We start from the raw sequence: 25,025 nt of genomic DNA on the forward strand, positions 1-25,025 counted from the left end.
TCGGGTCGGGCGGTCGGTCGGTCGGCGGTCAGGCCACGGGGCATCGGAGATGGACGCCCGCGCCGTGCGGATCGGTGAAGCAGCGCGGGTCGTCCCACAGCAACTGGATGTCGCGCGCCCAGTGGCCGTCCTCCACGTCGGCCTCCTCCCGCAGGGCCAGCACGGCGCGCGGCAGTTCGGCGGGCGGCACGTGGCGTACGTGGGTGTCGACCGCGTCCAGGAACGCCGTCCCCGGACAGCCGTCGGCGTCGGTCAGGTCGCGCAGGCCGGGTGTGCCGGGCGCGTCGGGGCGGCGGTGTCCGTCGGCGCAGCCGCCGCGAGGCCAGACGATCGCCGGGGCGGGGGCGGTGAGCGACATCTCGAAGTGCGCCCGGGTGGGTGCCGCGTGCGGGGTGGCGGCGAATCCGGCGAGACAGGCATCGGTACGCCGCAGGGCGAGTCGCAGCTTGCGCGGGTCCTGGGGGCACCCGCACTCCACCCGGTGCAGCCGGACGTCCCCGCGGGCGTCGAGCCGGTTCCAGGCCCGGGCCAGCAGGTGCCGGGTGGTGGCCCTGCGCCGGGCGTGGTCGGTCACCACCACCGGGTGGACACAGCCGAGCGGGGTGTCGTCGTCGGCGGAGACCGGCCAGCCGGCCACGGGCCAGTCGAGCCAGTCGCGGGGCAGCGAGAAGGCGATCAGCTCATCGGTGCCGGGGGTCAGGTGACGGAAGGCGGCCTCGATCCGGTCCTGGACGTGGGCGCGCAGACGCGCCTCGGGCACCGTGTCGGAGTCGACCGGGTGGCGCCGGCCGCCGCTGTACGCCGACACCTCCACCCGGACCAAGCCCTGCCCCGCGCCGCTGGGCGCCAGTTCCACCAGGACCGGGGACCAGTCGGGCGCCGGGGTCTCGTCGGGAAGGCGCAGCAGGGCCTCCAGACGGTCGGCGAACCGGGCGACGGTGGCCGCGGCCCGCGCACCGTCGAGTTCGCACAGGACGAACAGGGCGGCCGACCGGAGCGAGTCGAAACCGTCCGGCGGCGGCAGCGGATCGAACGGGTCCATCGCGGCCGTGTACAGCCGTACCGGGTCGCAGTCCACGCCGGCGCGCACCGCCTTCTCCACCAGGTCGCGCAGCCGGGCCCGCTGGGCCGCCGCGTACGCGGTGACGGGAACCAGACCGGCCAGGTCCGGCCAGTAGCGGGCCATGACCTGGGTCGGCATCATCCGTCCGTTGCGCACCCCCTTGGCGCCGGCCGCCGCCGTGACCATCCCGACCACCTCGCCGGTGTCGGCCAGCGCGACCGCGGCGCCGCTGTAACCGCGGGCCAGTGGCTGCCCGTCGGTCTGCCAGGCCTCCAGCTGGTTCCACTCGCCCTTGATCAACTGCGGTCCGGTGGTGCGGTACTCGGCCAGCGTGCCCTCGTCGAAGCCGGTCGGGAAGCCGTACACGACCAGTCGTCGCGGCGGCTCCCCGTGCGCGGCCTCGGCGGGGGCCAGCGCCGCGGGCGTGATGGCGACCTCGCGGTCCAGCTCCAGTACGGCCAGGTCGCCCAGGTCGGTGACGTTGCCGCCCCAGCCGCCGTGGGCGACGATCCGCGCGGGCACGGCCGGCAGCGAGGGACGCTCGGTGAACGTCACCGTCAGCGGGGCCCGGTCACCGTCCTGTACGACGTGGGCGCAGGTCAGCACCTTGTCGGGGGTGACCAGGAAGCCCGCTCCGGCGATCCGGCCCCCGCACTCGACGCGGGCGTGCCAGGCCGCGCTCGTCATGACCGGCCGGCGGCGTCCGGGTCCTCGGCGGCCGGGCCCTGCGGGCGCTCCCCGGGCCGGGACGACCAGCTCAGTTTCACGATCAGGTGGCCCTCGGCCGAGCCTTTCGCGATGACGGCGCCGGTCTCCGCGGTCAGCTTCACCCCGAACTCCAGCTCCACCGAGTCGGGACCGAGCGACCCGTCCCGGAAGACCCGCAGCGCCGACCCGGCCGCCGACCGCACGCCCTCCAGGGCACCCTCGAAGGTCCGCGCCGCCCGAGCCGGTCCGTCGCCGCGGGAGACCAGGCGTGCGCCGTCCTCGTCCTCGACGCCCTCGACGACCACGTGCACGCCGTCCTCGGTCCTGAACTCGACCAACCCGTCCATGGCGCCGTTCGCTCCCCGTGTCCGTCGTACCCGTGCGGAATGCCATTGTGACGGACGGTACTTGGGCGTGTCCCGCGTTCCCCGGCCGGTCCGGACCCGGACTGGCGGAAACCCGCCAGGGCGCCAATCCGCCAGCTCTGATCAACTCGCCTGCTCCGCGGGCCCCCTGAGACTGCTCGCAGCACTCTACGACGACACGAAGAGAGACGTGGATGAGCAGAGGACCAGTCAGACGCGGGGCGACCCTCCTGTCGGCGGGGCTCGTGATCGCGCTGCTGCCGGCCGGGACGGCGGCGGCGCAGGACCCGCCCACGGGTACGGCACGCACCCCGGCCACCGCCGCCGCCGACACCGTCACCCTCGTCACCGGCGACCGGGTGACCGTGACCGAGCTGGGCGGCGGCCGGAAGGCCGTCACGGTGGAGCGGCCCGAGGGCGCCACCGGGGCGGTGCAGACCCGCAGTTCCGGCGGCCGGACCACGGTCGTCCCCGACGAGGCGCTGCCGTACCTGCGCGACGGCAGCCTCGACGAGCGGCTCTTCGACGTCGGTGAGCTGATCGAGCAGGGGCTCGGCGACTCGGCGACCGGTGAGCTGCCGCTGATCGTGACCTACGACAAGGGCACCCGGGCGGCCACCCCGCGCGGCACCGAGCTGACCCGGGCGCTGCCCAGCGTGCGGGGGGCGGCCGTCGAGGCCGACAAGGGGCGGAACTTCTGGCGGGAATTCACCCGTCGGGGCGCCGGTATCGACGGCGTGTGGCTCGACGGACGGGTCACCGCCGCGATGGCCGAGTCCAACGCGCAGATCGGCACCCCCGAGGCCTGGGAGGCCGGGCTGACCGGCAAGGGCGTCACCGTGGCCGTGCTGGACAGCGGCGTCGACGCGGAACACCCCGACCTCGCCGGGCGGGTGGCGCAGAGCCGGAGCTTCATAGCCGGGGAGGAGGTCGCCGACCGGCACGGCCACGGCACGCACGTCGCCTCCACCGTCGGCGGCAGCGGCGCGGCCTCCGACGGCGCGGAGCGGGGCGTCGCCCCGGGCGCCACGCTCGCGGTCGGCAAGGTCCTCGACGACTCCGGCTCGGGCAGCGAGTCCGAGATCATCGCCGGTATGGAGTGGGCCGCCCGGGACGTGGACGCGGACATCGTCTCCATGAGCCTCGGCTCGACCGAGGCCAGCGACGGCACCGACCCGATGGCCGAGGCCGTGAACACCCTGTCCCGCGAGACCGGCGCCCTGTTCGTCATCGCGGCCGGGAACACCGGCGCCCCGTCCTCCATCGGCTCGCCCGGCGCCGCGGACGCCGCGCTGACCGTGGGCGCCGTCGACTCCGCCGACGAGGCGGCCTACTTCACCAGCGCCGGCCCCCGACACGGCGACAACGCCCTCAAGCCCGACCTGTCCGCCCCCGGCGTCGACATCCTCGCCGCCCGCTCCCGGCTCAGCGAGGGCAGCGGCGACTACACCTCGATGAGCGGTACGTCGATGGCGACGCCGCACGTCGCCGGGGTCGCCGCCCTGCTCGCCGAGGAGCACCCCGACTGGTCCGGCGCGCGGCTCAAGGACGCGCTGATGTCCACGTCGAAGCGGCTCGACGCCTCCGCCTATCAGCTGGGCGCGGGCCGGGTCAGCGTGCCGGACGCGATCGGCGCCGGCCTCACCGCCACCGGCAGTGCGGACCTCGGCTTCTTCGCCTGGCCGTACGAGGGCAACGAGCCGGTCACGCGGACCGTCACCTACACCAACGACTCCGACACCGCGGTCGAGTTGGCGCTGTCCGTGCAGGGCGCGCCCGAGGGCGTCGCCACCCTCGCCGACACCGCCCTCACCGTGCCCGCGCACGGCACCGCTTCCACGACCGTCACCGGGGACGGCGCCAAGGCCCCGGTCGGGACGACCAGCGGCCGGATCGTCGCGACCGGCGCGGACGGCACGGTCGTCGCGCACACCGCGTTCGGCATGGTCAAGGAGGAGGAGCGGTACACGCTCACCGTGCACGTCAAGGACCGTGCCGGTGCGGCCACGCCGGCCGACCTGGTGGTCCAGAAGCTCGCCGAGGGCGTCGACGCCGTGCCCGCGTACGTCGGCGACTCGGGCACCCTGGAGCTGCGGCTGACACCGGGGACGTACAGCCTCACCTCCTTCCTGGACGTGCGCGGCAGCCGCGGCGCCGACTCGCTCGGGCTCGGCTTCCTCGCGGCGCCCGAGGTCGTCGTCGACCGGGACCGCGAGGTCACCCTGGACGGCCGGAAGCTGCGCGAGGTCCGTGCCGACGTCGACCGGCGCACCGAGACGCGGCAGCTCCTCATGGAGTACGACCGCAGCGGCGGCGGCTCCGACCTGTTCGGCGCGGTCCAGGTGCCCCTGACGTACGACAGCGTCTTCGCGGCGCCCACCGGCCGGAAGGTGACCGAGGGCGACTTCGAGTACCGGACCGTGTGGCGGCTGGGCAAGCCGCTGCTGGAGGTGAAGGGCGTCGGCGAGGCCACCGTCCAGTCGGGCGGCACCCTGATCGAGGGCCGCAGCCGGCTGCCGCTGGTCGACGTCGGGGACGGTCCCTTCCCCGCCGGTGTCCGGGGCAAGGCGGTCCTCGCCCGGCTCGGCGAGGGCACCGCACCGGCCGAACTCGCCCGGGCCGCCCAGGACGCGGGCGTCAAGGCGCTCTTCGTGACCGACGACGCGCCCGGCCGGCTGATGCAGTGGTGGGGCACGGACGACAACGCCGACCGGCCGCTCCAGATCGCCACCGTCGGCGCGGCCGACGCGGAGCGGCTGCGGGACGCCGGGCGCGTCGACATGACCGGCACGCGCAACACGCCCTACACGTACGACCTCTCCGAGGGGCACCGCGGCGCCGTGCCCGACCGGGACCTCACCTACGAGCCCGGCCGCCGGGACCTCGCCGAGCTGCGGACCCGGTACCACGCGGCCGAGCCGGCGAGCGGCGGTGAGTTCCGTTACTCGATCACCGACGCCTTCCCCGTCGGGCTGGGCTTCCGGGAGCGGATCGACTACCCGGCCGAGCGCACCGAGTACGTGTCGGCCGGGCCCGGCCAGCTGTGGCACGAGTCCGTGACGGCCGGCGGCGACGCGCTGGAGCAGCGGTCCGGGACCGTCCGGTACGAGGGCGGCTCGCGCGAGGAGCTGAACTGGTTCAAGCCCGTCTGGCACCCCTACCTGGGCACCGGGCTGGGCTGGGGTCAGCAGCGCGCGGGCGACCGGCTCCAGTTCAACGCCCCCGGCTGGGGCGACTCCGGCCCCGACCACACCGGCTTCGGCGACGTGTGGAGCGAGGGCAGCGGGATGACGCAGACCACCTCGGTGTACCTGGACGGCGAGCTGGTCGACCAGGGGCCGTCCTCGGCCGCCTACGTCGACGGCGCGCCGGCCGAGGAGCGTACGTACCGGCTCGTCACCGACACCGCGCTCGACGCCGGGCGCTGGAGGCTCGGCACCGAGGGGCACGCCGAGTGGACGTTCCGCTCGGCCGCCACGCCCGAGGACCGGTTGACCTACCTCCCGCTGATCAACCTCTCCTTCGACGTCGACACCGACCTCGCGGGCGAGGTGCGCGGCGGGAAGAAGGTGCGGATCGGGCTCGGCGCGGAGTACGTGGCGGGCGCCCCGGGCACCGGGCGGCTCGGCGGCGGGAAGCTGGAGGCCTCCTACGACGGCGGGAAGTCCTGGCAGCGCGTGTCGCTGCGCGGCGGTGACGGGCCGGCGTCCTGGCAGGGGACGCTGAGCGTGCCCCGCCACGCCGAGCACGTGTCGCTGCGGGCCTCGGCGCGCGACGACCGGGGCGGCTCGGTCACGCAGGAGATCGTGCGGGCGGTGGCCGTGCGCTGACGCGGGCCGTTCACCGGTACGCGGGCCGTTCACCACTACGCGGGCCGTTCGCCGGTACGCGGACGGCGCCGCCTCCCTGGGACGGGGAGGCGGCGCCGTCGTGTCTCTCGGACCGTCAGACCAGCCAGCCGACGAAGTGGACGAGGCCGGCGAGGATGTCGGTGAGAAGGTTCATGATCGTGCAGCTCCTTGCGCTGTGCATGGGGGGACCGCCACGTGTGGGACCACCATGGGGGACCCCGTGAGGACATGTGCGTTACTCACGGTCTGCAGCCCGTCGCTCGCACACCGTTAGTATCGTGCGTCCCGACAGTCGCATTCGCTCCTACGGGCGACGATCACCTGTTCCAGGGAACAACTGATCGCCTGTTCGGATCACGCCCAGCTCCGCCAAGTCCTGCGGCCGCAGACGCAGTTGGTCCGCCGTCGCCTCGACCTCCCCGGGTGGGCGCTTGAGGATCGCCGCCGCCGACTCCGGCGCGATGACGGAGAAGTAGCTGTCCGGGGTCGCCCAGGTGCTGCCGGGCGCGGCCAGCGCCAGCGCCCCGCCCGAGCCGCCCTCGCCGATCACCAGCGTGGTGACCGGCGTGCTCACCGACGCCACCGCGGTGAACAGGTCGGCGATCGCCGCACCCGCGCCCTGCCGTTCCGCCGCCGCGTCGTTCGCCGCGCCCGGGGTGTCCACCAAGGTCAGCACCGGGACGCCCAGCCGGTCCGCGAGCCGGATCAGCCGGGCGGCGGTGCGGTACCCGGCGGGCCGGGTCGCCGTCCCCGTCTGGGCGGCGTACGCGACCGTCCGCCCCGCGTGCTCGCCGAAGCCGCAGAGCATGCCGCCCGGGTCGGCGCCTCCGCAGCGGTCGCCGGAGAGGGCGACGCGGTGGGTGAAGTAGGCGTCCAGGTAGGCCCCGGCGCGCGGTCGTTCGGGGGAGCGGGCCCGCCGTACCGCGTCCCAGCCCGTCTCCGGCAGGTCCCGCGCGCCGAGCGGCTCGGGCACGGGTGCCGGGTCGTCGGACGGCGCCGTCAGCAGCCGCAGCCACCGGCCCAGCGTGCCGCGCAGCTCCCCGGGCGGCACGACGGCGTCCGCGCTGCCCGCCGCCACCTGCGCCTCGGCCGTGTACGCCGCCGGGTCGGCGTCCGGCGGCCGGACCCGGGAGCCTGCGAAGCCCACCTGGGCGCCGGGCAGCGCGAGGACGACGTCGGCGCCCGCGCCCAGCGTCGCCCAGCCGCCCCCGGTGGCCGGGTCCCGCAACACGGCGATCTGCGGCAGCCCGGCCGCGCGGGTGAGCGCCGACTGCCGGGCCACCCGCTGGAGCTGGGTCAGCGCGAGCATCCCCTCCTGCATCCGGCTGCCGCCCGTGGCGACCAGCGGCACCACCGGCAGCCGCCGCTCGCGCGCGTGGGCGTACGCCGCCTCCAGCCGGTCACCGGTGCGCCGGCCCAGCGAGCCGCCGAGGAAGCCGAACTCGAAGGCGAGGAACACGGCCGGGGTGCCCAGGACGTGCCCGGTCCCGCAGACGACCGACTCCTCCTCGCCGGTGCGCCCGGCGGCTCGGGCGCGGGCGGCGTCGTAGCCGTGCCAGCCGAGCGGGCCGTCGGGCTCCGACGTGCCCGGCGGGTGCGGCAGTTCGGTGAAGTCGTCGGTGAGCAGGGCGAGGAACGCGCGGGCGGACAGGCGGTCAGTCATGGCTCAGCGCCCGCTTCATGATCTTCCCCATGTCGTTGCGGGGGAGGGTGTCCAGCAGGCGCAGGACCCGGGGCCGCTTGTGCGGGGCGAGCCGGGCGGCGACGTGGTCGGCCAGCGCGTCGAGGGCGGGCGGCGCGGCGGGCTCGGCGGGCACGACCCACGCCACGATCCGCTCGCCGAGGTCGGGGTCGGGCTCGCCGGTGACGGCGGCCTCGCGCACCCCCGGGTGTTCGAGCAGCGCGTTCTCGATCTCACCGGCCCCGATCTTGTAACCGCCGCTCTTGATCAGGTCGGTGGCCTTGCGGCCGACGATGCGGACGTACCCGTCCGGGTCGCGCACCGCCATGTCGCCGGTGCGGAAGAAGCCGTCCCCGGTGAAGGCGGCGGCGGTGGCGTCGGGCCGGTTCAGGTACTCGGTGAACAGGTTCGCGCCGCGCACCTGGATCTCGCCGACGCTCTCCCCGTCCGGCTCGGTGATCGGCGTGCCGTCGTCCTCCACCAGCCGCAGCTCCACCCCCGGCAGCGGTACGCCCACCGTCCCGGCGCGGGGCTCGCCGTCCGCCCGCACGCTCGTGTTCATCAGGGTCTCCGTCATGCCGTACCGCTCGATCACCCGCCGGCCGGTCGCGGCGGCGATCCGCTCGTGGTCGTGCACCGGCAACGCGGCCGACCCCGACACCAGCAGCCGGGCCCCGGCCAGCGCCTTCGCCAGCTCCGGGTCGCCGGGCAGCGCCTCGGCGATCCGGTGGTACATCGTCGGCACCCCGAACAGCATGGTCGCGCCGGCGCTCAGCTCCCGCGCCGCGCCCTCGGGGGAGAACCTGCCCAGGTGCCGCACGGACCCGCCGCGCCGCAGCGGGCCGAGCACGCCGAGCACCAGCCCGTGCACGTGGAACAGCGGCAGCCCGTGCACCAGCACGTCCTCGCCGGTCCACCCCCAGGCGTCGGCGAGCGCGTCCAGGGTCGTCGTCAGCGCGCGCCGGGGGATGACGGCGCCCTTGGGCGGCCCGGTGGTGCCGGAGGTGTAGACGACGAGCGCGGGATCGCCGTCGCCGGCGCGGTCCTCGGGAACGGGGCCGCCGGCGTCCACGTCGACGTCGACCCGCTCCAGGCCGGCCAGGGCGGGCGGCAGTTCGCTGCCCGGGGCCGCCAGGACGAGCGACGGCTCACTGTCCGCGAGGATGTGCGCGAGTTCCTTGTCGCCCGACTTCGGGTTGAGCGGTACGGCGGGAACGCCGGCCAGCAGCGCGGCCACCACGGCGACCGCGGTCTCCAGCGCCGGGGTCGCCCAGACGGCGACCCGGCCGGCCGCCCCGATCCGGCCGGCCGTGCCGCCCGCCGCGGCGGCCAGTCCCGCGTAGGTCAGGGAACGCTCGCCGAAGCGCAGGGCGGGCCGGTCGGCCCCGGCGGTCGCGGCCGGGAGGAGGGCCGGGAGAAGAGAGGACACGCGTCGTACTCCTTGTCGTTGCTCGCTGTCACCGGATCACCGGTCGTCTTGAGGGGACCTACCCGAAGCCGGGCACGACCAGCACTGGCCGGGCCGGCGCGGGTACGGCCGCCACGATCCCTCCGTACACCATCAACTGCCGCAAGAAGCGCTCTCGACCGACGTCGGGGACCACGGCCAGGACCAGTGCCCCGTTCGTCGGGAACGGACCGGCGTCCACCACCGTCGCCGAGACCGGACCCGGCGGCGGACCGGGTTGCTAGCCTGCGGAGCCGTCACCCGAGCCGTTCGACAAGGGAGCCCGCCGTGCCCCGGATAGCACTCGTCACCTGCCGCCCCGGCCCGCAGATCAGCGTCGACCGCGATCTGCCGGTGCTGGCGGGGGCGCTGGAGGCGGCGGGGGCCGAGGCGTCCGCCGAGATCTGGGACGACGAGGACGTCGACTGGGCGTCCTTCGACCTCGCCCTGATCCGCTCCACCTGGGACTACAGCTGGCGGGCGGGCGAGTTCACGGCGTGGGCGGAGGAGTGCGGCAAGCTGACGCGGCTGGCGAACCCGGCGGCGGTCGTGCGCTGGAACACCGACAAACGCTACCTCGGCGACCTCGCGGCGGCCGGCGTGCCCGTCGTCCCCACCCGCTACACCGCCCCCGGCGAGGTGCCCGAACTGCCCGACGCCCACGAGTACGTGGTCAAGCCCACCTCGGGCGCCGGGGCCCGCTTCGCCGCCCGCTACACACCCGGCGAGCACGCCACCGCGCTGCGGCAGGTGGAGCGGATGCACGCCGAGGGGTTCACGGCGATGGTGCAGCCCTACATGCGCGGCATCGACACCGCCGGGGAGCGGGCGTTGCAGTTCTTCGGCGGGCGCCTGCTGCACGCCTCCCGCAAGGGCGCCGTCCTCACCCCCGGGACGCCGTACGACGAGCGGAAGGTCGCGCACCCCGGCCTGGAACCCTGGGCCCCGACCCCGGCCGAACGCGCCGTCGCCGAGAGCGCCCTGGCCGCCGTACCGGACGCCCCCGAGCTGCTGTACGCCCGGGTCGACCTGGTGGACGGGGAGGACGGGCGGCCCCGGGTGATGGAGCTGGAACTGGTCGAGCCGAACCTCTTCCTGTGGCTGCACGGGGAGTCGCTGCCGCGGGTCGTCGAGGCGGTGCTGGCGGCGGCCCGCTAGCCGCTCCCGACCGCCGTCTGCCCGGCGCGCCCCGCCGCCCGGACCGACGGCCCGCTAGCCGCTCCCGACCGCCGTCCGCTGGAGCAGCCCCCAGGTGAACTCGGCGGTGACCTCGTGCCGTCGGCCCCGCGCGTCCGGTGCGGCGAAGGCGAGCCCCCAGCGGGTGGGGGCCGAGCCCTGGAGGGGGCGGGCGGGCGCGAAGGCGCGGGCGACCTCGTCGACCGTGCAGGACCAGGGGGCCAGGTCCTCCAGGGTGTCCAGCCGTGGCCCCGCGCGGCTGGGGGCCCGCACCAGCCACTCGTTCCAGACGACGCCCCGGTCGGCGACCAGCACCTCGAAGCGCAGGTCGGGCCAGAGGGGAAGCGGCCACCGCCGGGCCTCGCACTCCAGGTCGCCGATCCGGCGCGGGGCCGACGACTCGGGTTCCCCGAGCACGGAACGGTACCTGGCGGCGGCCGAACGGGCGCGCGGCGAGCGGAGCATGGCCTGCCAGCGCCTGTTCGCCTCCCGCTGGTCCGCGAGCGAGGCGCCCAGCGCGCGGCGGGCGTCCTCCACCAGCCCGGGGTTGTGGTCGGCCATGCGCCGCAGCAGCACCAGCTGGAAGTCGAGCGGGGTGAAGGGAGCGGGGGGCCGCTGACCGGTGGGCATGGGGCCATCGTCGCCCACCGGCCGGGCGGGCGGTGCGCGGACGCACGCCCATTGCCCCGGGAAACGCGATGTGAGTAGCCTGTGTTCGCTATTCCGATCGCCTGTTGAAATTTCGAACACTAAGGGAGGGGGCCGGACATGGGACGCCTCGTACCAGCCGTGACCCGGGCTCTCGACATACTGGAGCTCTTCCTCGACGGGGACGGCACGCTCTCCGCCCCCGACATCGTGCGCCGGCTCCAGCTGCCCCGCACCACCGTGCACGAACTGGTCACCACGCTCTCCGCCCGCAAGTACATCGTCCCGGTGGCCGGACAGCCCGGACGGTACCGGCTCGGCGTGCGGCCGTACCAGCTCGGCGCCCGCTACGCCGAGCACCTCGACCTCGCCGCCGAGGGCCAGCAGGTCGCCCGGAGCGTCGCCGAGACCTGCGACGAGACGGTGCACGTGGCGATCCTGGAGGACACCGACGTCATCTACATCGCGAAGGTGGACTCCACGCACGCGGTGCGCATGGTGTCGGCGGCCGGGCGCAGGCTGCCCGCGCACTGCACGTCCGTCGGCAAGATGCTGCTCGCCTCCCTGCCCGAGCCGGAGCTGGCCGCCCGCTTCCCCGACGACGCCCGGCTGACCGCGATGACCCCGAACAGCATCACCGACCCGGCCGCGCTGCGCGAGGCGCTGGCCGGTATCCGCGAGCGGGGCGTCGCGGTGGAGAGCCGCGAGTCCAACCCGGACGTCTCCTGCGTGGCCGCCCCGGTCCGCGACCGCAGCGGCCGGGTCGTCGCCGCGCTGTCGATCTCCGTGCCCATGATCCGCTGGAGCGAGGAGCGCCTCGGCGAGCTGGAGCGGCTCGCCGCCGAGGGCGCGGCCGACCTGTCCGAGCGGCTCGGCCACCGGAGCGCGGCATGAGCGCGAGCCGTCCCCCGTACGAGGTGGCCGTCCGGGCGGAGGCGGCCCTCGGCGAGGGCCCCACCTGGGACCCGGCGACGGGACGCCTGCTGTGGATCGACATCCTCGCCTCCCGCGTCCACACCTACGACCCGGCCACCGGCCGCCGTACGGTCCGCCGCACCGAGCAGCACGTCGGCGCCGCCAAGCCGCGCGCGGGCGGCGGGCTGGTGCTCAACCTGCGCGACGGGATCGGCCTGGTCGACCCCGACGACACCTTCCGCTGGCTGCACCGGGAGCTGGTGCCCGGCCGCCGCGGCAACGACGCCGCCGTCGCCCCCGACGGCACCCTGTGGGCCGGCACCATGCGCTACGACGAGGCGACCGGCGGCGGGACGCTGTCCCGGGTCGCCGGGGACGGCACGGTCGCGCCGGTGCTGACCGACGTCACGGTGAGCAACGGCACCGGCTGGAGCCCCGACGGCCGGCTGATGTACTACGTCGACACCCCGACCCGGCGCATCGACGTCTTCGACGTCCCCTCCGGCGACGGCCCGGTCTCCGGGCGCCGTCCGCTGGCCGTGATCGAGGAGGGCGCCGGGTACCCCGACGGCCTGTGCGTGGACGCCGAGGGCTGCGTCTGGGTCGCGCTGTGGGACGGGGGCGCGGTGCGCCGCTACACCCCGTCCGGCGACCTGGATCGGGTGATCCCGCTCCCGGTCCCCCGGGTCACCGCCTGCGCCTTCGGCGGCCCCGGTCTGACCGACCTGTACCTCACCACCGCCCGGGTGGGACTGACGGCACCGCACCCGCTGGCGGGCGCGGTGCTGGTGGTGCCGGACGCGGGGCGGGGGATGCCCCAGCCGGCCTTCGCGGGCTGAACGGGCGGCGGGGGCGGGGCGGGTGGCCTGGCGACGGCGTCCGGCCGCTCACGCCCCCGTGCGGTCCAGGCTCCGCAGCACCTCGCGCTCGCCGGGTGTCAGCGGCGGCTGTGCCGGTGGCGGGAGCGGGGGGCCGGCGAGGGCGGCCAGGACAGCGTCGGGACGGAACATGCGGGTCGGCGGCGTGCGCATGCTGGTGACGTCCCACAGCGCCGAGGCCGCCGCGTACGAGCCCGTCGCCGCCTTCGTCAGGCGCCGGGTGTACGCCGTCACCACGCGGTCGGCGGCGCCCGGCCGCCCGCCGCGCACCCCCGGGTAGCGGACGTCCTGGCCGACGGCCAGCGACCACGCCGCGTCCACCGAGCGGGCCGCGCCCCGCAGCACCCGCCGGCCGAGACCGGGTGCGTCCGGGCCGCCGGCCCGCTCCAGCTCCCGGCCGAGGACCCGCGCTCCGAACGCGGCCACCGTCATGCCCTGCCCGTACGCCGGGTTGAAGGTGGCCAGCGCGTCCCCGAGGACCACGAACCCCTCCGGCCAGCGCGGCGATCTCTCCAGGTACCGCCGCACGTTGCTGGTCGACCGGCTCAGGTGCACGTCGGTGAGCGGCTCGGCGCCGGAGATCAGCCGTCCCACGATCGGGTCCGGCAGCGCGAGCGTGTACCGCAGGAAACCCTCCGGGTCCGCCGGCGGTTCACCGCCGCGCGAGCCGCCGCAGCTCACCAGCCAGCGGCCCCCCTCGACCGGCATCACCATCGCACTGCGGGCGGGCCGGGACACGTACGGGTCGGCCTGCACGACCGTCAGCGGGAACCGCTCCGCACCCGCCGGAACCCGGTAGAGGCGCGAGGCGTTGACCAGGCCCGAGTCCACGGTCCGCGCCCGGACGCCGGACAGCCCGAGTCCGTCCAGCCAGGCGACGACCCGCGTGCCGCGGCCGCTCGCGTCGACGACCAGGTCGGCGTCGAGGTCCGCGTCCCCGCCGGGCGCGGCGATCCGCACCCCCCGCACCCTCCCCGCGTCGCCGGTCAGCCCGATCACCGCGGCCCTGCGGATCTCGACGGGCCGGTGCCCGAGCACCGCGGCCCGCACCGTCCAGTCCAGCAGCGCCCGGGTGCAGGTCAGCATCACGGGTCCCTCGCGCCGCCATCTGCGCAGCCAGCCCTCGGGAGTGCGGGCCAGCATGCCCGAGCTGAGGGACACCTCGTGGGCGCCGGCGGCGACCAGCCGCCCGCGCAGACCGAGGCCCGGCACCAGTTCCTCCATGGCGGCCAGGCCACCGGCCATGAGCAGATGCGCGTGCCGCCCCTGGGGCAGCCCGCGGCGGTGCTCCGGCCCCGGCGGCAGCTCGTCGCGGTCCAGCACCACCACCTCGTCGACGCCCGCGGTGGACAGCACGGCCGCGGCCAGCATGCCGGCCAGACCGGCACCGACGACGACAGCTCTACGCGACATGGGGCTCCTCGGGTTCGGCCAGGGATCCGGTCAGTGAGGTCCGCGCCGCTCCGTCGGGCGCGAGGGCCCCGGCGGGTGGACGCACCAGCGCCTGCGCCAGCTCCACCAGCCCGCTCGGGCCGGAGACCTCGGTGGCGTGCAGCCGGTACGAACCGGCGCTCTCGGGGGGTTCCTCACGGGCGCGGGCCCGCCGCGCGGCGTCCGCGAGCATCGCCGCCTCCGCCGCCAGCCGGGCCTCGTGGGGGGTGCGGCCGCGGCGTAGGGCCGCGTCCCGCACCCGCTCCCGGACCCGGTGGTCGAAGTACGGCGCCAGCGCGAGCAGGGCGTCGTGGATGGACACCTCACGCCACTGGAGCCGGGCCCGGGGGAGCTGCCACCGGGCGGCCGGCGGTCCGGGGGCGGTGGACACCGGCCCGACCAGGGTCCACAGCGGCTCCAGCCGCCGGTAGTCCTCCAGCCCACGCCAGTGGGCGACGACGGGCGGCAGCAGCCTCGGCAGCACGAAGCCCGCCGAGACCAGCAGGGCCGCCAGCGAGGCCATCGGCGGAGCCACCGTGGTGGACAGGAAGTCGAGGTCGTGACCCGTCCAGCGCGCCACGACCGCCGTGTACTTCGCCAGCTGGAACCCCACCACGTCCAGCAGCGCCCCCAGCAGGATCAGCCGCAGCCCGGTGCGCAGCAACCCGCCCACCTCGCGGCCCCACTTGAGGCAGACGGCGCACATGACCAGCATCGCCGCGCTGTGGCCGAGCAGGTACAGCAGGATCATTTCGCGCATGAACGGGGTGCCGGCGTAATACGTGTCGAGGTCGGTCAGCCGCTCGGTGTGCGCGTCGGCGAGCGTGAACAGCACGACGATGGCGACCACCAGCAGCCCGTAGGCGGCCATGCTGCGCAGCACCATCCGCCGCACCCGGGCGCGGGGGCCGCCCCGCCAGTTGATCAGCAGCACGAGCACCGCGCAGCTGTACGCGGAGAGCATGCCGTAGGTCAGCGGGGCGCCGAAGTTGGGGACGCCGGTGAGGTCGTTGACGGTGGCGAGGGTGGCGGGGGCCGCGCAGACGAAGACCAGGGCGCCGAGGACGACCGCCGCGCAGGTGGACAGGGTCAGCGGGTTCCGCATGGCCGTGCGCGGCCGCCGGAACAGCAGGACGGACGTCATCCCGAAGACCAGGGCCGCCAGGTACACGACGAGGCTCACGCCGCTCTCCCCCCTTCGCCGGGTACCCGGTTCACGTGGTCCCCGCCGTGGTCGTCCCGGTCGGCACCGCGGGGACCGCGGGCACCGGCGCGGTGCCGGCCAGCGCGTCGGCGATCCGGTCGAGGGCGGCCGGGCCGGGCGGCCGGGCCGTGCCGCGGGCCGCCGGGTGCCGCCCCTCCGGGTCCGCCTCGCGCCGTACCGCGTCGCTGATCACGGCGGCCCAGGCGGCGGCCTCGGCCCGCTCCGGGGCGCCGGTCGCCGCCAGCGCCCCGGCGTGGACCCGGTCGTACAGGTCCCCGTCGAAGTACGCGTCCAGGTGGCCGAGCGCGTTGTGGATGCTGGTCCGGCGCCACATCAGCAGGGTGGCGGGGGAGGCGAACCGGGGCCGGGGCAGCCTGAGCGTCCGGCGGGTGAGCAGACCGTCCAGCGCCCGCTCCAGCGGCCCGAGCCGGGCGTACGCCCGCCGCGCCCGCCGCCACGCGGTCACCCGGGGCGCGAGCAGCGGGACCAGGACTCCGACGACCGTCAGCAGGGCGCCGAGGCCGGCGGCGGCCGGGGAGACGGTGGTGCCGAGCGCCGACCAGTCGTGCCCGGACCAGCGGGCGCCCACCGCGACCAGCTTGACCACGCTGTAGCCGGCGCCGCACAGCGAACCGATGCCGAGCAGGGTCAGGCCGGCCCGCAGCCCGCCCCGCACCCGGCGCGCCCAGCGCAGCGCGGACACCGCGGTGACGGTCGCCGCGGTGAGGTGCGCGACCAGGTACAGGACGATCATCTGGGCGAGGAACGGCGTGCGCGCGTAGTAGGTGTCCAGGTCGGTGCGGCGCTCCTCGGGCGCCTCGCCGAGCGCGAAGGTCCCCGCGATGCCGAGGACCACGAGGGCGTAGGCGAGGGTCCAGCGGCGGGCGGTGCGCCGCACCCGGGGCCCGCCGCGCCAGTGGACGACGAGGATCTGGGAGGCGGCGCAGTACCCGGTGATCGCCGCGTAGGTCAGGGGAGCCGCCAGGTTCGGCACCCCGCTCAGCCGGTTGACGGCGCCGACCGTCGGCGGGGCCCCGAGCAGGAAGCACAGGCCGGCCAGCCCCAGCACCGCGCACAGGGCGCGCAGGTACGGGTCACGGCGGTGCCGGAGCAGGTCGGGGGCCTTCACCAGCAGCCCGAGCCACAGCACCCCGCAGCTCACGTAGTTGATCAGGGCGTTCACCGCGTGGTCCCGCGGTAGTTGAGCGCGGCCCCGATGCGTCCGGCGAGGTCCTGGGGGTCGTCGGGATCGCCGCCCTCCGCGGCGAAGACCGAGTCGGTGGAGGCCTCCAGCCAGGTGCGCAGCCGACCGCCCATCAGCATGCCGAAGCGGTCCGCCTCCTGCTCCTCGGCGAGCGAGAAGTCGGTGCGCGCGGCGACCGGCCGGGGCCGGCCGCCGACGGCCTCGTCCGGGTCGGAACGGCGGCGGCTCATGTGCCACACCTCGTGGCAGAGGATCACGATCTGGTGCCACACGGCGGCGCGTTCGTCCACCACCACGTCGTCGTGGTGCTCGCGCTCCAGCCACAGGCCGCTCGCGGTGTGCGGCGGGAACGCCGCCCGGTGGACGACCACGTCGCGTCCCCGCCAGGCGCTGACGGAGGCGACGAGCGCCTCGAACAGGACCTCGGGATCAGCCGGTACCGGTACCCGGATGGGGTCGATGAGGGCGTCAGCGAGACGACGCATCTCCTTCCCTGTACGCACGGCTGTCTCCCTGTTCGCCTGGGTGTGGCTCGGTCACCAGTGCAATATGCCAAGACGGCCGCCGTCCGGGCCAGTTCCGCGTGCCGAGCGGTCACCGGGTGACCGCCGCGGTGTCCCCGGGTGCCGGGGCGCGGGCGCGGACCACGGGCTGCCACGGTGTCCCTCCCGCTCTCACTCGCCGCCGTGCTCAGGGCCGTTCGAGCCTACGCGGGTGGATGTGTCCGCGTCATGCGATGCGGGGAGCGGGTGCGGTGCGTGGACGTCCCGGTGCGGTTCCCCGCCCGAGTTCCTGCTCGAACCATTGACGCGAAAGCGCTTCCCACCTACGGTCCGTTCGAAGTTACGAGCGATATTCGATATCTCGAACAACTGTGAGCGGATATCCCTGAGCAGATTGGGCAGGGCATGGGACGACCTGGCCTCGATCGCAGGCAACTGCTCGCCGCGATGGGCGGGCTGACGGTCGCCGGGAGCTTCGGCTTCGCGGCGCTCGGTACCGGAGCCGACGCGCTCGCCTCCGGAGCGGACACCCGGGTGCGCTACTGGAACCTCTTCAGCGGCGGCGACGGCTACAACATGATCGCGATGCTGGACTCCTTCCGGAAGGACAACCCCGGCATCGACGTGAAGGACTCCACCCTCCAGTGGGGCAGCCCCTTCTACACCAAACTCGCCATGGCGGCCGCCGGCAACCGCGCGCCCGACCTCGGCGTCATGCACCTGGGCCGGGTCACCGGCTTCTCCCCGGGCCGCCTCCTGGACCCCTGGGACATGGACCTCCTCGCCCGGTACGGCGTACGGGAGCAGGACTTCAACCCCGCCCTGTGGAAGCGCGCCGTCATCGACGGCAAGCTCTACGCGCTGCCCCTCGACATCCACGTCCAGCTCTGCTTCTACCGCAGGGACGTGCTGGGGAAGGCCGGCCTGCTCGACGCGGACGGCCGGATGGTCCCGGTGACGTCGGCCGACGAGTGGTTCGACGTGCTGAAGGAGGCGAAGGCGGCCACCAGGAAGGGACTCCAGACCATCGGGCTGTGGGTCAACGACCAGAACTTCCAGTGGTGGTTCTTCGTCGCCTTCTACACCCAGCTCGGCGGCACCTGGTTCAGCGCCGACAACACCGAGGTCACCTTCGACACCGACAAGGCCACCCAGGTCCTGGAGTTCCTGCGCCGGCACATCACCGAGGGGTACGCCGACCCCGGCTTCGCGGGCGGGGCGGGTGCCGAGCAGTTCGTCAACGGCGGCCCCTTCGTCTGGGAGGGCAACTGGTCCGTGCCGGTCTTCGACGGCGCGAAGCTCGACTACGGGGCGATGCCGCTGCCGCCCGTCTTCGGGAAGCAGGCCACCCACGCCGAGTCGCACGCCTTCGTCCTGCCCCACCAGGCCGGCCGCGGCGGCCCCGGGAACGAGGGCGCCCACCGCCTCGCCGCCTACGTCGTCCAGCACGCCCGGCAGTGGGCGGCCGGCGGCCACATCCCCGCCTTCACCCCGACCCTGTCCACGGCCGCGTACCGGGAGCTGAAGCCCCAGAGCGAGTACGTCTCGGCCATGGACCACCAGGCCACCGAGCCCAAGGTGTGGTTCGCCGGGTCCACCGGCATCCTCGCCCAGCGCGTCGGACCGGTCGTCGTCTCCTCCACGCTGGGCTCCGCGAAGCCCGACGCCGCGGCCCGCAGGATGAAGAGCACGCTCGCCCGGCTCCTCGCCTCGAAGAACCCGATGGACGGGAAGACCGCCGCCGAGGGAGGTGCCGTCGCATGACGACGACCAGCGCCGAGACCGTCGTCCGCCCGGCCCGCGCCGAGGCCGCCGCCGCGACCGCCACCGTCCGCCGGGGGCAGGGCTTCCAGCACGGCGGCTGGTTCGTCGCCCCCTTCCTCGTGCTGTTCGGCCTCTTCGTGATCTGGCCGCTGCTGCGCGGCGTGTGGCTCAGCTTCACCGACGCCAACATCTCCGGCGACGCCGCGCGCTTCGTCGGCCTCGACAACTACCGCGAGGCCCTCGACGACCCGTTGATGTGGGACGCCCTCGGGCACAGCGCCTGGTTCACGCTGCTCGTGGTGCCCTGCATCACCGTGCTCGCCCTGCTGCTGGCGCTGCTGGCCCACCACATCGAGCGCGGCAAGTGGCTCTGGCGGCTCTGCTTCTTCCTGCCGTTCCTGCTGCCGTCCACCGTCGCCGCCAACCTCTGGCAGTGGCTCTTCAACCCCGGCACCGGCATGGTCAACCACGTCCTCGGCCTCGACACGGCGTGGCTGACCGACAAGTCGTACGCCATGCTCGCCGTCGTCGTCTGCACCCTGTGGTGGACGGTCGGCTTCAGCTTCCTGCTCTACCTCGCCGCGCTCCAGGGCATCCCCGCCCACCTGTACGAGGCCGCCGAGCTGGACGGCGCGAACGCCTGGCACCGCATGTTCCACATCACGCTGCCGATGCTGCGCAACATCACCGGTCTCGTCGTGGCGCTCCAGATCCTCGCCTCGCTCCAGGTCTTCGACCAGGCCGTCGTCATGCAGGACTTCGGGCCGGGACCGGAGGACTCGACGCGCACCTTCGTGCAGTACACCCTCGAACAGGGCTTCACCAGCTACCGCGTGGGCTACGCCTCCGCGATCTCCATCATCTTCTTCGTGCTCATCGCGGCCGTCGCCCTCGCGCGGATGTGGCTGCTGCGCAACCGTGAGGAGGGCGGCAGATGACCACCGCCGCACCGGTACGCAAGGGCCCGCGCCGCCCCTGGACGCCGAGCCAGATCGTCCTCACCCTGCTCGCCACGGCCGTCTCCGCGGTGTTCCTCGCCCCGCTGCTGTGGGCGCTGTTCACCTCCCTGAAGTCGGAGACCGAGGCCGTCGAGGTGCCCACGCACTGGCTGCCCGAGGACTGGACGGCCCAGGCCTGGACGGCCCTCTTCGAGACCGGCAACATCACCGGCTGGTTCGTGAACTCCCTGGTCGTGTCGGTGTGCGTGACGACGATCGTGCTGGTCGTGAGCGCGCTGGCCGGGTACGGCTTCGCCCGCACCGAGTTCCGGGGGAAGTCCGTCCTGATGGGCGTGGTGATGGCGGGCCTGATGATCTCCCCGGCCGTGCTCGGTGTCCCGCTGTTCACCACCGTCCAGCAGATGGGGATGGTCGACACGTACTGGGGCATGATCCTGCCGCAGTGCGCGCCCGCCGCGATGGTCTTCATCCTCTACAAGTTCTTCCAGGGCGTCCCGCGCGAACTGGAGGAGGCGGCCTTCATCGACGGCGCCGGCCGCTGGCGGGTGTTCCTCACGATCATCGTGCCGCTCTCCCGCCCGTCCCTGGCGGCGGTCGGCATCTTCACCTTCATCAGCTCCTGGAACAACTTCCTGTGGCCGTACATGGTCACCAACAACCCCGACCTGATGACCATGCCGAACGGCATCGCGACCGTCATGAACTCCTACGGCATCCAGTGGGCCCAGCTCATGGCCGGCGGCCTCATGGCGGGCCTGCCGCTGATCGTCGTCTTCGTCTTCTTCCAGCGCCAGATCGTGGCGGGCGTCGCCCACACGGGCCTGGCCGGCCAGTAGCGCCCCGAAGAGCCCCCAGAGCAGAGCCCCCGAGCAGACCCCCCGAAAGGAAAAGATGCGTACCGCCCGCTTCACCCTCGACCCCGCCTTCACCGTCGGCGCCGTCAACCCCCGCCTCTTCGGCTCCTTCGTGGAACACCTCGGCCGCTGCGTGTACACCGGCGTCTTCGAGCCCGGACACCCCACGGCCGACGACGCGGGCCTGCGCCAGGACGTGCTGGACCTCGTCCGCGAACTCGGCGTCACCGCCGTCCGCTACCCCGGCGGCAACTTCGTCTCCGGCTACAAGTGGGAGGACTCCGTCGGCCCGGTGGAGGACCGCCCCCGCCGTCTCGACCTGGCCTGGCGCTCCACCGAGACCAACCGCTTCGGCCTCTCCGAGTTCATCGCCTTCCTGCGGAAGATAGGCCCGCAGGCCGAGCCCATGATGGCGGTCAACCTCGGAACGCGGGGCGTCGCCGAGGCCCTGGAACTCCAGGAGTACGCCAACCACCCGGCCGGCACCGCCCTGTCCGACCTGCGCGCGGAGCACGGCGACAAGGACCCCTTCGGCATCCGGCTCTGGTGCCTCGGCAACGAGATGGACGGCCCCTGGCAGACCGGCCACAAGACCGCCGAGGAGTACGGCCGCGTCGCCGCCGAGACCGCCCGCGCGATGCGCCAGATCGACCCCGGCGTCGAACTGGTCGCCTGCGGCTCCTCCGGCCAGTCCATGGAGACCTTCGCCGCGTGGGAGGCGACGGTCCTGGAGGAGACGTACGACCTGGTCGACCACATCTCCCTGCACGCCTACTACGAGCCGCTCGACGGCGACGTCGACTCCTTCCTGGCCTCCGCCGTGGACATGGAGTCCTTCATCGAGAACGTCGTCGCCACCTGCGACCACGTGGGCGCCCGCCTGAAGTCGAAGAAGAAGATCAACCTCTCCTTCGACGAGTGGAACGTCTGGTACATGGCCAAGACGCAGGCGGAGGTGAGCGCCCTCGACTGGCCCGAGGCGCCCCGCCTGCTGGAGGACAACTACAGCGTCATGGACGCGGTCGTCTTCGGCTCGCTGCTCATCGCCCTGCTGCGGCACGCCGACCGCGTCACCGTCGCCTGCCTGGCCCAGCTGGTCAACGTCATCGCCCCGATCATGAGCGAGCCGGGCGGCCCCGCCTGGCGCCAGACGACCTTCTTCCCCTTCGCCCAGGCCTCCCGCCACGGCCGCGGCGAGGTCCTCGACGTGCGGGTGGACTCGCCGACGTACGAGACGAAGAAGTACGGCGAGGCCGACCTGCTGCACGCCACCGCCGTGCGCGCCGAGGACGGCTCCGTCACCGTCTTCGCCGTCAACCGCTCCCGCACCGAAGCCCTGCCGCTGGACGTCGCCCTGAGCGGCCTGGACCTGACCGAGGTCGTCGAGCACAGCGCCCTCGCGGACGCCGACCCCGACGCCCGCAACACGCTCGCCGAGCCCGAGCGGGTCGCCCCGCACCCGGTCGACGGCACGGCCCTGGCGGACGGCAGGCTCACCGCCTCGCTGGAGCCGCTGTCCTGGAACGTGATCCGGCTGCGCTGAGAAACGGAGGGGCGGCGCGGCCGAGGCCGGCGGTGCCGGGTCAGCGTCGGCCGGGGGAGGCGACCGGTTCCACCGGCACCCATCCGGCCGCGCTGCCCAGCAGCTCCAGCCGTACCCGGCCCGGCCCCGGGGCCGTGTCGCCGCCCGACAGGACCGCGAGGGCCAGGGTGTTGGCGGCGGCGCGGGTGCGCAGGATGCCGTTCGGCAGGACGAAGGTCCCCGGCGAGTCCGTCAGGTCGCCCGCGTACTCGCCCAGGTTCCAGCCGTTCAGGAAGACCTGCGCGCGGTTGCCGCGGCCCCCGGCGTCGAGGACCAGGCCGACGGAGGCGTCGACGTCCGGCGGGACGTCCAGCCGGAAGGTGGTCCGGTACCAGGTCACGCCCTGGCGCCGGTCCCCGCGGGCGCCCTCCCGGAGGGAGAGCGCCTCCCAGCCTCCGTCGTCGTACCCGGGCAGGTGCCAGCCGTGCCGCTCCCCGTACAGCCCGCCCGTGTTGAGCGGGCCGCGCACGGGGTCGGGCGCGACCGCGCCCCGGATCCGCCACTCCGCCTTCGGTGACGCCCCCTCGAAGGCGGCCGAGACGAGACCGCGGGCCGACCGAGGGTCGTCCTGGCCCTGCCGGGTGCGCCGGACCAGGACGGACAGGACGGGGGAGGCACCGGCGTCGGGCCGTCGCCGCAGGCGCTCGCGCAGCGCGGCCGGCAGCCGGAAGCGGGCCGTGGCCGCCCACGTGCCCGCCTCCCCCTCCCCGCCCGCGCGGTGCGTGCCCAGCGGCTCCCCGTCCAGCCATGCCATCAGCAGGCCCCGCGCACCCGTGCGGTAGGCGAGGGACACGGACTCCAGGCCCGCGGCCGCGGTGAGCCGGCCGCGGTACCAGACGTCGCCGTAGTGGAAGCCGTAGTCGTCGGCGAAGAGCACGGGCTGTCCGTCCGGCACGGGGGTCGCGCCGTGCGAGGTCCGCAGGTCGGCGGTCCGCCAGCCGGAGTCGTCGTAGTCCGGCGCGGACTCCGGGTTCTCCGCTCGGCGCCGCCAGCCGCCGAGGGCGGGCAGCACCAGCTCGGGCACCCCGGGCAGCTGCCAGGTGGCCAGCAGGCTGTGGGCGCGGCTGACCGACGTGCTCACCGGCTCGCCGTTCCAGGTCACGTCGGTGATGCCGCGGGGCGCCCACACCTCCAGGGAGCACTCCTCGACGGTGTCACCGGTCAGCCTGACCGTGGCACCGTCCAGGGCGACGTCGCGCAGCAGCGCCGGGCCGTGCACGAGGACGCGGCCCGACGGGGTCTCGTACGGCCACAGCCGCAGCGAGGCGGCGTCGTCGGCGAAGAGCAGCAGCGTGGTGCGGTCGGACTCACCGCTGCGGATGCGGACCCGGGTCAGCCCGTTCTCGCGCAGCGGCACCGTGACGTGCAGTCTGCCGTGGTCGTACGCCCAGGCGGCCTCCTCGTCGAGCCGGGTCGGCCACGGCTCGTGCGGGCAGTCCAGCACCAGGTGGGCCATCTCCCCGGCCCGGCCCGTGAAGGCGGCGATGTCCAGCCGTCCGACGCTCAGCGTCGCCATGGGCTGCACGGTGGCGTACGCCAGCTTCCGGCCCGAGCCCACGGGCAGCCCGGTGGCGTACAGCCGGGCGTCGCGGGCGGGGACGGTGACCTCCACGTCGGTCCCGCCCATCGGCAGCGTCGACGTCACGTCGGCGGCGGAGTCGTTGCGCAGGACGTACGCGTGGGTGCCGGTGTCCGGGTTGGCCAGGTGCCGCACCTGGAGGCGGGCGTCCGCGGCCCTCACCTCGGGGGCCTCGTCGAGCCGGGTGAAGTCGGGGACGTGGCGCAGCAGGTGCCCGAGCTGGTGGAGCGGGGCGAGCCGGTCCGTGGGCCGGCGCGCCCCGTCGATCGCCGCGGTGGGGTCGTAGGCGGGCTCGGGTGCCGAGGAGGCGGCCAGCCAGCCCCAGGAGGTGCCGCCGAACGCGGTGCGCACGCTGTGCAGCGTGACCCCCCGCGCGAGGTGCGCCAGGTGGACGCGCCGCGCCTCGGCGGCGTCGCGGCCGTGTTCGGCCTCCCCCCGGGGGACCGGGGCGCCGGCGTGCAGGACGGGCACCTCGATGCCGTCGGCGCGGAGCCGGTCGTGCAGGCGGGTCAGGCCGGCGCGGTCGGGGGCGTCGGCGCGGTAGAGCAGGACGGTGCCGGTGCCGCGGGTGTACTGGTGCCGGGCGGCGACGGCGTTGACGCGGCTCAGCCACTCGTCGGCGTGGCGCGCGTACCCGGCGTCGGTGGTCCCGGCCTCGCCCCCGGCGGACCGCAGCCAGCCCGGGAGGCCGCCGGCGTCCACGTCCGCGCCGATGCGCGGGCCGGGGTGCAGGACGACGTACAGGCGGGTCTCGGCGGCCGTGCGCAGGAAGAGGTCCAGGTCGCGGACGCCGGTGAAGTCGTAGGAGCCGGGGGCGGGGGAGTGCTGGTTCCAGGCGAGGCGGACGTCGACCGCGTTGTAGCCGTACGCCCGCATCTTCTGGAGGACGTCCCGCCACAGGGAGGGGCTGGGCAGGCGGAAGGGGTGCAGCTCGCCGGACCACAGGCTCAGGCGTCTGCCGTCCACCAGCAGGCTGTACCGGTCCAGGGCGACCCGGTGGCGCACCCCGTCGGCGCCGGGCGGCCCGGGCGGCGGCCCGGTGGGTGCGGGGCCGGCGGCGCCGGAGGCGGGCAGCGCCCGGCCGCTCACACTGCCGCCGAGCGAGAGACCGAGGACGGTGGTGCCCGCGAGGGCGCTGAACGCTCGTCTGCTGAGCCTGCTGAGCTCCAAGGGAGCCTCTCCTGTTGCCGTACTTCCTGCTGCGCTGCCGGGC

At 74.8% G+C, this 25,025-nt stretch carries 18 protein-coding genes and 1 pseudogene; 8 read left to right on the forward strand and 11 right to left on the reverse strand.

Going from position 1 to position 25,025, the window contains the following annotated elements; genetic code table 11:
• Window positions 1-28: 28 nt before the first annotated feature.
• Window positions 29-1,750 (reverse strand): VMAP-C domain-containing protein, encoded by a 1,722-nt coding sequence (locus AC07FV_RS02635; protein WP_479084107.1) that lies wholly within the window; start codon window positions 1,748-1,750, stop codon window positions 29-31.
• On the reverse strand, window positions 1,747-2,118 hold the full coding sequence (locus AC07FV_RS02640; RefSeq protein ID WP_479084109.1) for a CU044_2847 family protein: 372 nt from the start codon (window positions 2,116-2,118) through the stop codon (window positions 1,747-1,749). Before AC07FV_RS02640 ends, AC07FV_RS02635 begins: the two co-directional genes overlap by 4 nt.
• Before the next feature lie 212 nt (window positions 2,119-2,330).
• On the opposite strand from AC07FV_RS02640, the gene AC07FV_RS02645 reads away from it, so the two are divergent.
• Window positions 2,331-5,966, forward strand: coding sequence for a S8 family serine peptidase (locus AC07FV_RS02645; protein WP_479084110.1), 3,636 nt, complete (start codon window positions 2,331-2,333; stop codon window positions 5,964-5,966).
• A 325-nt stretch (window positions 5,967-6,291) separates the two neighbouring features.
• Here the strand turns inward: AC07FV_RS02645 and AC07FV_RS02650 are convergent, their stop codons facing one another.
• The 3 genes and pseudogenes from AC07FV_RS02650 to AC07FV_RS02660 form a co-directional block, all read right to left on the reverse strand.
• Window positions 6,292-7,650 carry a carboxyl transferase domain-containing protein gene (locus tag AC07FV_RS02650; protein ID WP_479084112.1) on the reverse strand — a complete coding sequence of 453 codons (1,359 nt, stop codon included), beginning with the start codon at window positions 7,648-7,650 and terminating at the stop codon, window positions 6,292-6,294.
• Window positions 7,643-9,097 carry an acyl-CoA synthetase gene (locus tag AC07FV_RS02655; RefSeq protein WP_479084114.1) on the reverse strand — a complete coding sequence of 485 codons (1,455 nt, stop codon included), beginning with the start codon at window positions 9,095-9,097 and terminating at the stop codon, window positions 7,643-7,645. The genes AC07FV_RS02650 and AC07FV_RS02655 overlap by 8 nt, the downstream gene beginning before the upstream one ends.
• Window positions 9,098-9,155: 58 nt before the next feature.
• Window positions 9,156-9,332: pseudogene (locus AC07FV_RS02660) on the reverse strand (SLC13 family permease); the annotation flags it as partial.
• Window positions 9,333-9,403: 71 nt separating this feature from the next.
• On the opposite strand from AC07FV_RS02660, the gene AC07FV_RS02665 reads away from it, so the two are divergent.
• Window positions 9,404-10,273, forward strand: coding sequence for an ATP-grasp domain-containing protein (locus AC07FV_RS02665; RefSeq protein WP_479084115.1), 870 nt, complete (start codon window positions 9,404-9,406; stop codon window positions 10,271-10,273).
• A 54-nt stretch (window positions 10,274-10,327) separates the two neighbouring features.
• On the opposite strand, the gene AC07FV_RS02670 is transcribed toward AC07FV_RS02665, so the two are convergent.
• Window positions 10,328-10,921 carry a hypothetical protein gene (locus AC07FV_RS02670; protein WP_479084116.1) on the reverse strand — a complete coding sequence of 198 codons (594 nt, stop codon included), beginning with the start codon at window positions 10,919-10,921 and terminating at the stop codon, window positions 10,328-10,330.
• 138 nt (window positions 10,922-11,059) lie between these two features.
• Between AC07FV_RS02670 and AC07FV_RS02675 the strand changes: the two genes are divergently transcribed.
• Window positions 11,060-11,833 carry an IclR family transcriptional regulator gene (locus AC07FV_RS02675; RefSeq protein ID WP_479084118.1) on the forward strand — a complete coding sequence of 258 codons (774 nt, stop codon included), beginning with the start codon at window positions 11,060-11,062 and terminating at the stop codon, window positions 11,831-11,833.
• Window positions 11,830-12,693 carry an SMP-30/gluconolactonase/LRE family protein gene (locus AC07FV_RS02680; protein ID WP_479084119.1) on the forward strand — a complete coding sequence of 288 codons (864 nt, stop codon included), beginning with the start codon at window positions 11,830-11,832 and terminating at the stop codon, window positions 12,691-12,693. The genes AC07FV_RS02675 and AC07FV_RS02680 overlap by 4 nt, the downstream gene beginning before the upstream one ends.
• A gap of 48 nt (window positions 12,694-12,741) precedes the next feature.
• Here AC07FV_RS02680 and AC07FV_RS02685 read toward each other — a convergent pair whose 3' ends face one another.
• Genes AC07FV_RS02685 through AC07FV_RS02700 form a run of 4 tightly spaced genes read right to left on the reverse strand, consistent with a single transcriptional unit; the run spans window position 12,742 to window position 17,056 of the window.
• Window positions 12,742-14,145 carry an FAD-dependent monooxygenase gene (locus AC07FV_RS02685; protein ID WP_479084120.1) on the reverse strand — a complete coding sequence of 468 codons (1,404 nt, stop codon included), beginning with the start codon at window positions 14,143-14,145 and terminating at the stop codon, window positions 12,742-12,744.
• On the reverse strand, window positions 14,135-15,346 hold the full coding sequence (locus AC07FV_RS02690) for an MAB_1171c family putative transporter (protein ID WP_479084122.1): 1,212 nt from the start codon (window positions 15,344-15,346) through the stop codon (window positions 14,135-14,137). Before AC07FV_RS02690 ends, AC07FV_RS02685 begins: the two co-directional genes overlap by 11 nt.
• Before the next feature lie 31 nt (window positions 15,347-15,377).
• The gene (locus AC07FV_RS02695) at window positions 15,378-16,550 is read right to left on the reverse strand and encodes an MAB_1171c family putative transporter (protein ID WP_479084124.1); all 1,173 of its coding nucleotides are present in this window, start codon (window positions 16,548-16,550) and stop codon (window positions 15,378-15,380) included.
• Window positions 16,547-17,056: a toxin gene (locus tag AC07FV_RS02700; RefSeq protein ID WP_479084126.1), complete on the reverse strand. Its 510-nt coding sequence runs from the start codon at window positions 17,054-17,056 to the stop codon at window positions 16,547-16,549. Before AC07FV_RS02700 ends, AC07FV_RS02695 begins: the two co-directional genes overlap by 4 nt.
• 423 nt (window positions 17,057-17,479) lie before the next feature.
• On the opposite strand from AC07FV_RS02700, the gene AC07FV_RS02705 reads away from it, so the two are divergent.
• The 4 genes from AC07FV_RS02705 to arfA are packed head-to-tail and all read left to right on the forward strand — an operon-like array spanning window position 17,480 to window position 22,194.
• Window positions 17,480-18,838, forward strand: a complete 1,359-nt coding sequence (locus AC07FV_RS02705; RefSeq protein ID WP_479084128.1) for an extracellular solute-binding protein — start codon at window positions 17,480-17,482, stop codon at window positions 18,836-18,838.
• Complete coding sequence (locus AC07FV_RS02710; protein ID WP_479084130.1) at window positions 18,835-19,776, forward strand: carbohydrate ABC transporter permease; 942 nt, start codon at window positions 18,835-18,837, stop codon at window positions 19,774-19,776. The genes AC07FV_RS02705 and AC07FV_RS02710 overlap by 4 nt, the downstream gene beginning before the upstream one ends.
• Window positions 19,773-20,633, forward strand: a complete 861-nt coding sequence (locus tag AC07FV_RS02715; protein WP_479084131.1) for a carbohydrate ABC transporter permease — start codon at window positions 19,773-19,775, stop codon at window positions 20,631-20,633. The genes AC07FV_RS02710 and AC07FV_RS02715 overlap by 4 nt, the downstream gene beginning before the upstream one ends.
• A 55-nt stretch (window positions 20,634-20,688) precedes the next feature.
• Window positions 20,689-22,194, forward strand: a complete 1,506-nt coding sequence (gene arfA / locus AC07FV_RS02720) for an arabinosylfuranosidase ArfA (RefSeq protein ID WP_479084133.1) — start codon at window positions 20,689-20,691, stop codon at window positions 22,192-22,194.
• 40 nt (window positions 22,195-22,234) lie between these two features.
• On the opposite strand, the gene AC07FV_RS02725 is transcribed toward arfA, so the two are convergent.
• Window positions 22,235-24,982 carry a glycoside hydrolase family 35 protein gene (locus AC07FV_RS02725; RefSeq protein ID WP_479084134.1) on the reverse strand — a complete coding sequence of 916 codons (2,748 nt, stop codon included), beginning with the start codon at window positions 24,980-24,982 and terminating at the stop codon, window positions 22,235-22,237.
• Between the last annotated feature and the right edge of the window lie 43 nt (window positions 24,983-25,025).

This window comes from Streptomyces sp. NPDC045956, from assembly GCF_056430705.1.

Bases quoted from the DNA above. Each gene is read 5' to 3' on its own strand.
- AC07FV_RS02635 (WP_479084107.1), bottom strand. From the start codon at position 1,750: ATGACGAGCGCGGCCTGGCACGCCCGCGTCGAGTGCGGGGGCCGGATC.
- AC07FV_RS02640 (WP_479084109.1), bottom strand. From the start codon at position 2,118: ATGGACGGGTTGGTCGAGTTCAGGACCGAGGACGGCGTGCACGTGGTC.
- AC07FV_RS02645 (WP_479084110.1), top strand. From the start codon at position 2,331: ATGAGCAGAGGACCAGTCAGACGCGGGGCGACCCTCCTGTCGGCGGGG.
- AC07FV_RS02650 (WP_479084112.1), bottom strand. From the start codon at position 7,650: ATGACTGACCGCCTGTCCGCCCGCGCGTTCCTCGCCCTGCTCACCGAC.
- AC07FV_RS02670 (WP_479084116.1), bottom strand. From the start codon at position 10,921: ATGCCCACCGGTCAGCGGCCCCCCGCTCCCTTCACCCCGCTCGACTTC.
- AC07FV_RS02675 (WP_479084118.1), top strand. From the start codon at position 11,060: ATGGGACGCCTCGTACCAGCCGTGACCCGGGCTCTCGACATACTGGAG.
- AC07FV_RS02680 (WP_479084119.1), top strand. From the start codon at position 11,830: ATGAGCGCGAGCCGTCCCCCGTACGAGGTGGCCGTCCGGGCGGAGGCG.
- AC07FV_RS02685 (WP_479084120.1), bottom strand. From the start codon at position 14,145: ATGTCGCGTAGAGCTGTCGTCGTCGGTGCCGGTCTGGCCGGCATGCTG.
- AC07FV_RS02700 (WP_479084126.1), bottom strand. From the start codon at position 17,056: ATGCGTCGTCTCGCTGACGCCCTCATCGACCCCATCCGGGTACCGGTA.
- AC07FV_RS02705 (WP_479084128.1), top strand. From the start codon at position 17,480: ATGGGACGACCTGGCCTCGATCGCAGGCAACTGCTCGCCGCGATGGGC.
- AC07FV_RS02710 (WP_479084130.1), top strand. From the start codon at position 18,835: ATGACGACGACCAGCGCCGAGACCGTCGTCCGCCCGGCCCGCGCCGAG.
- AC07FV_RS02715 (WP_479084131.1), top strand. From the start codon at position 19,773: ATGACCACCGCCGCACCGGTACGCAAGGGCCCGCGCCGCCCCTGGACG.
- arfA (WP_479084133.1), top strand. From the start codon at position 20,689: ATGCGTACCGCCCGCTTCACCCTCGACCCCGCCTTCACCGTCGGCGCC.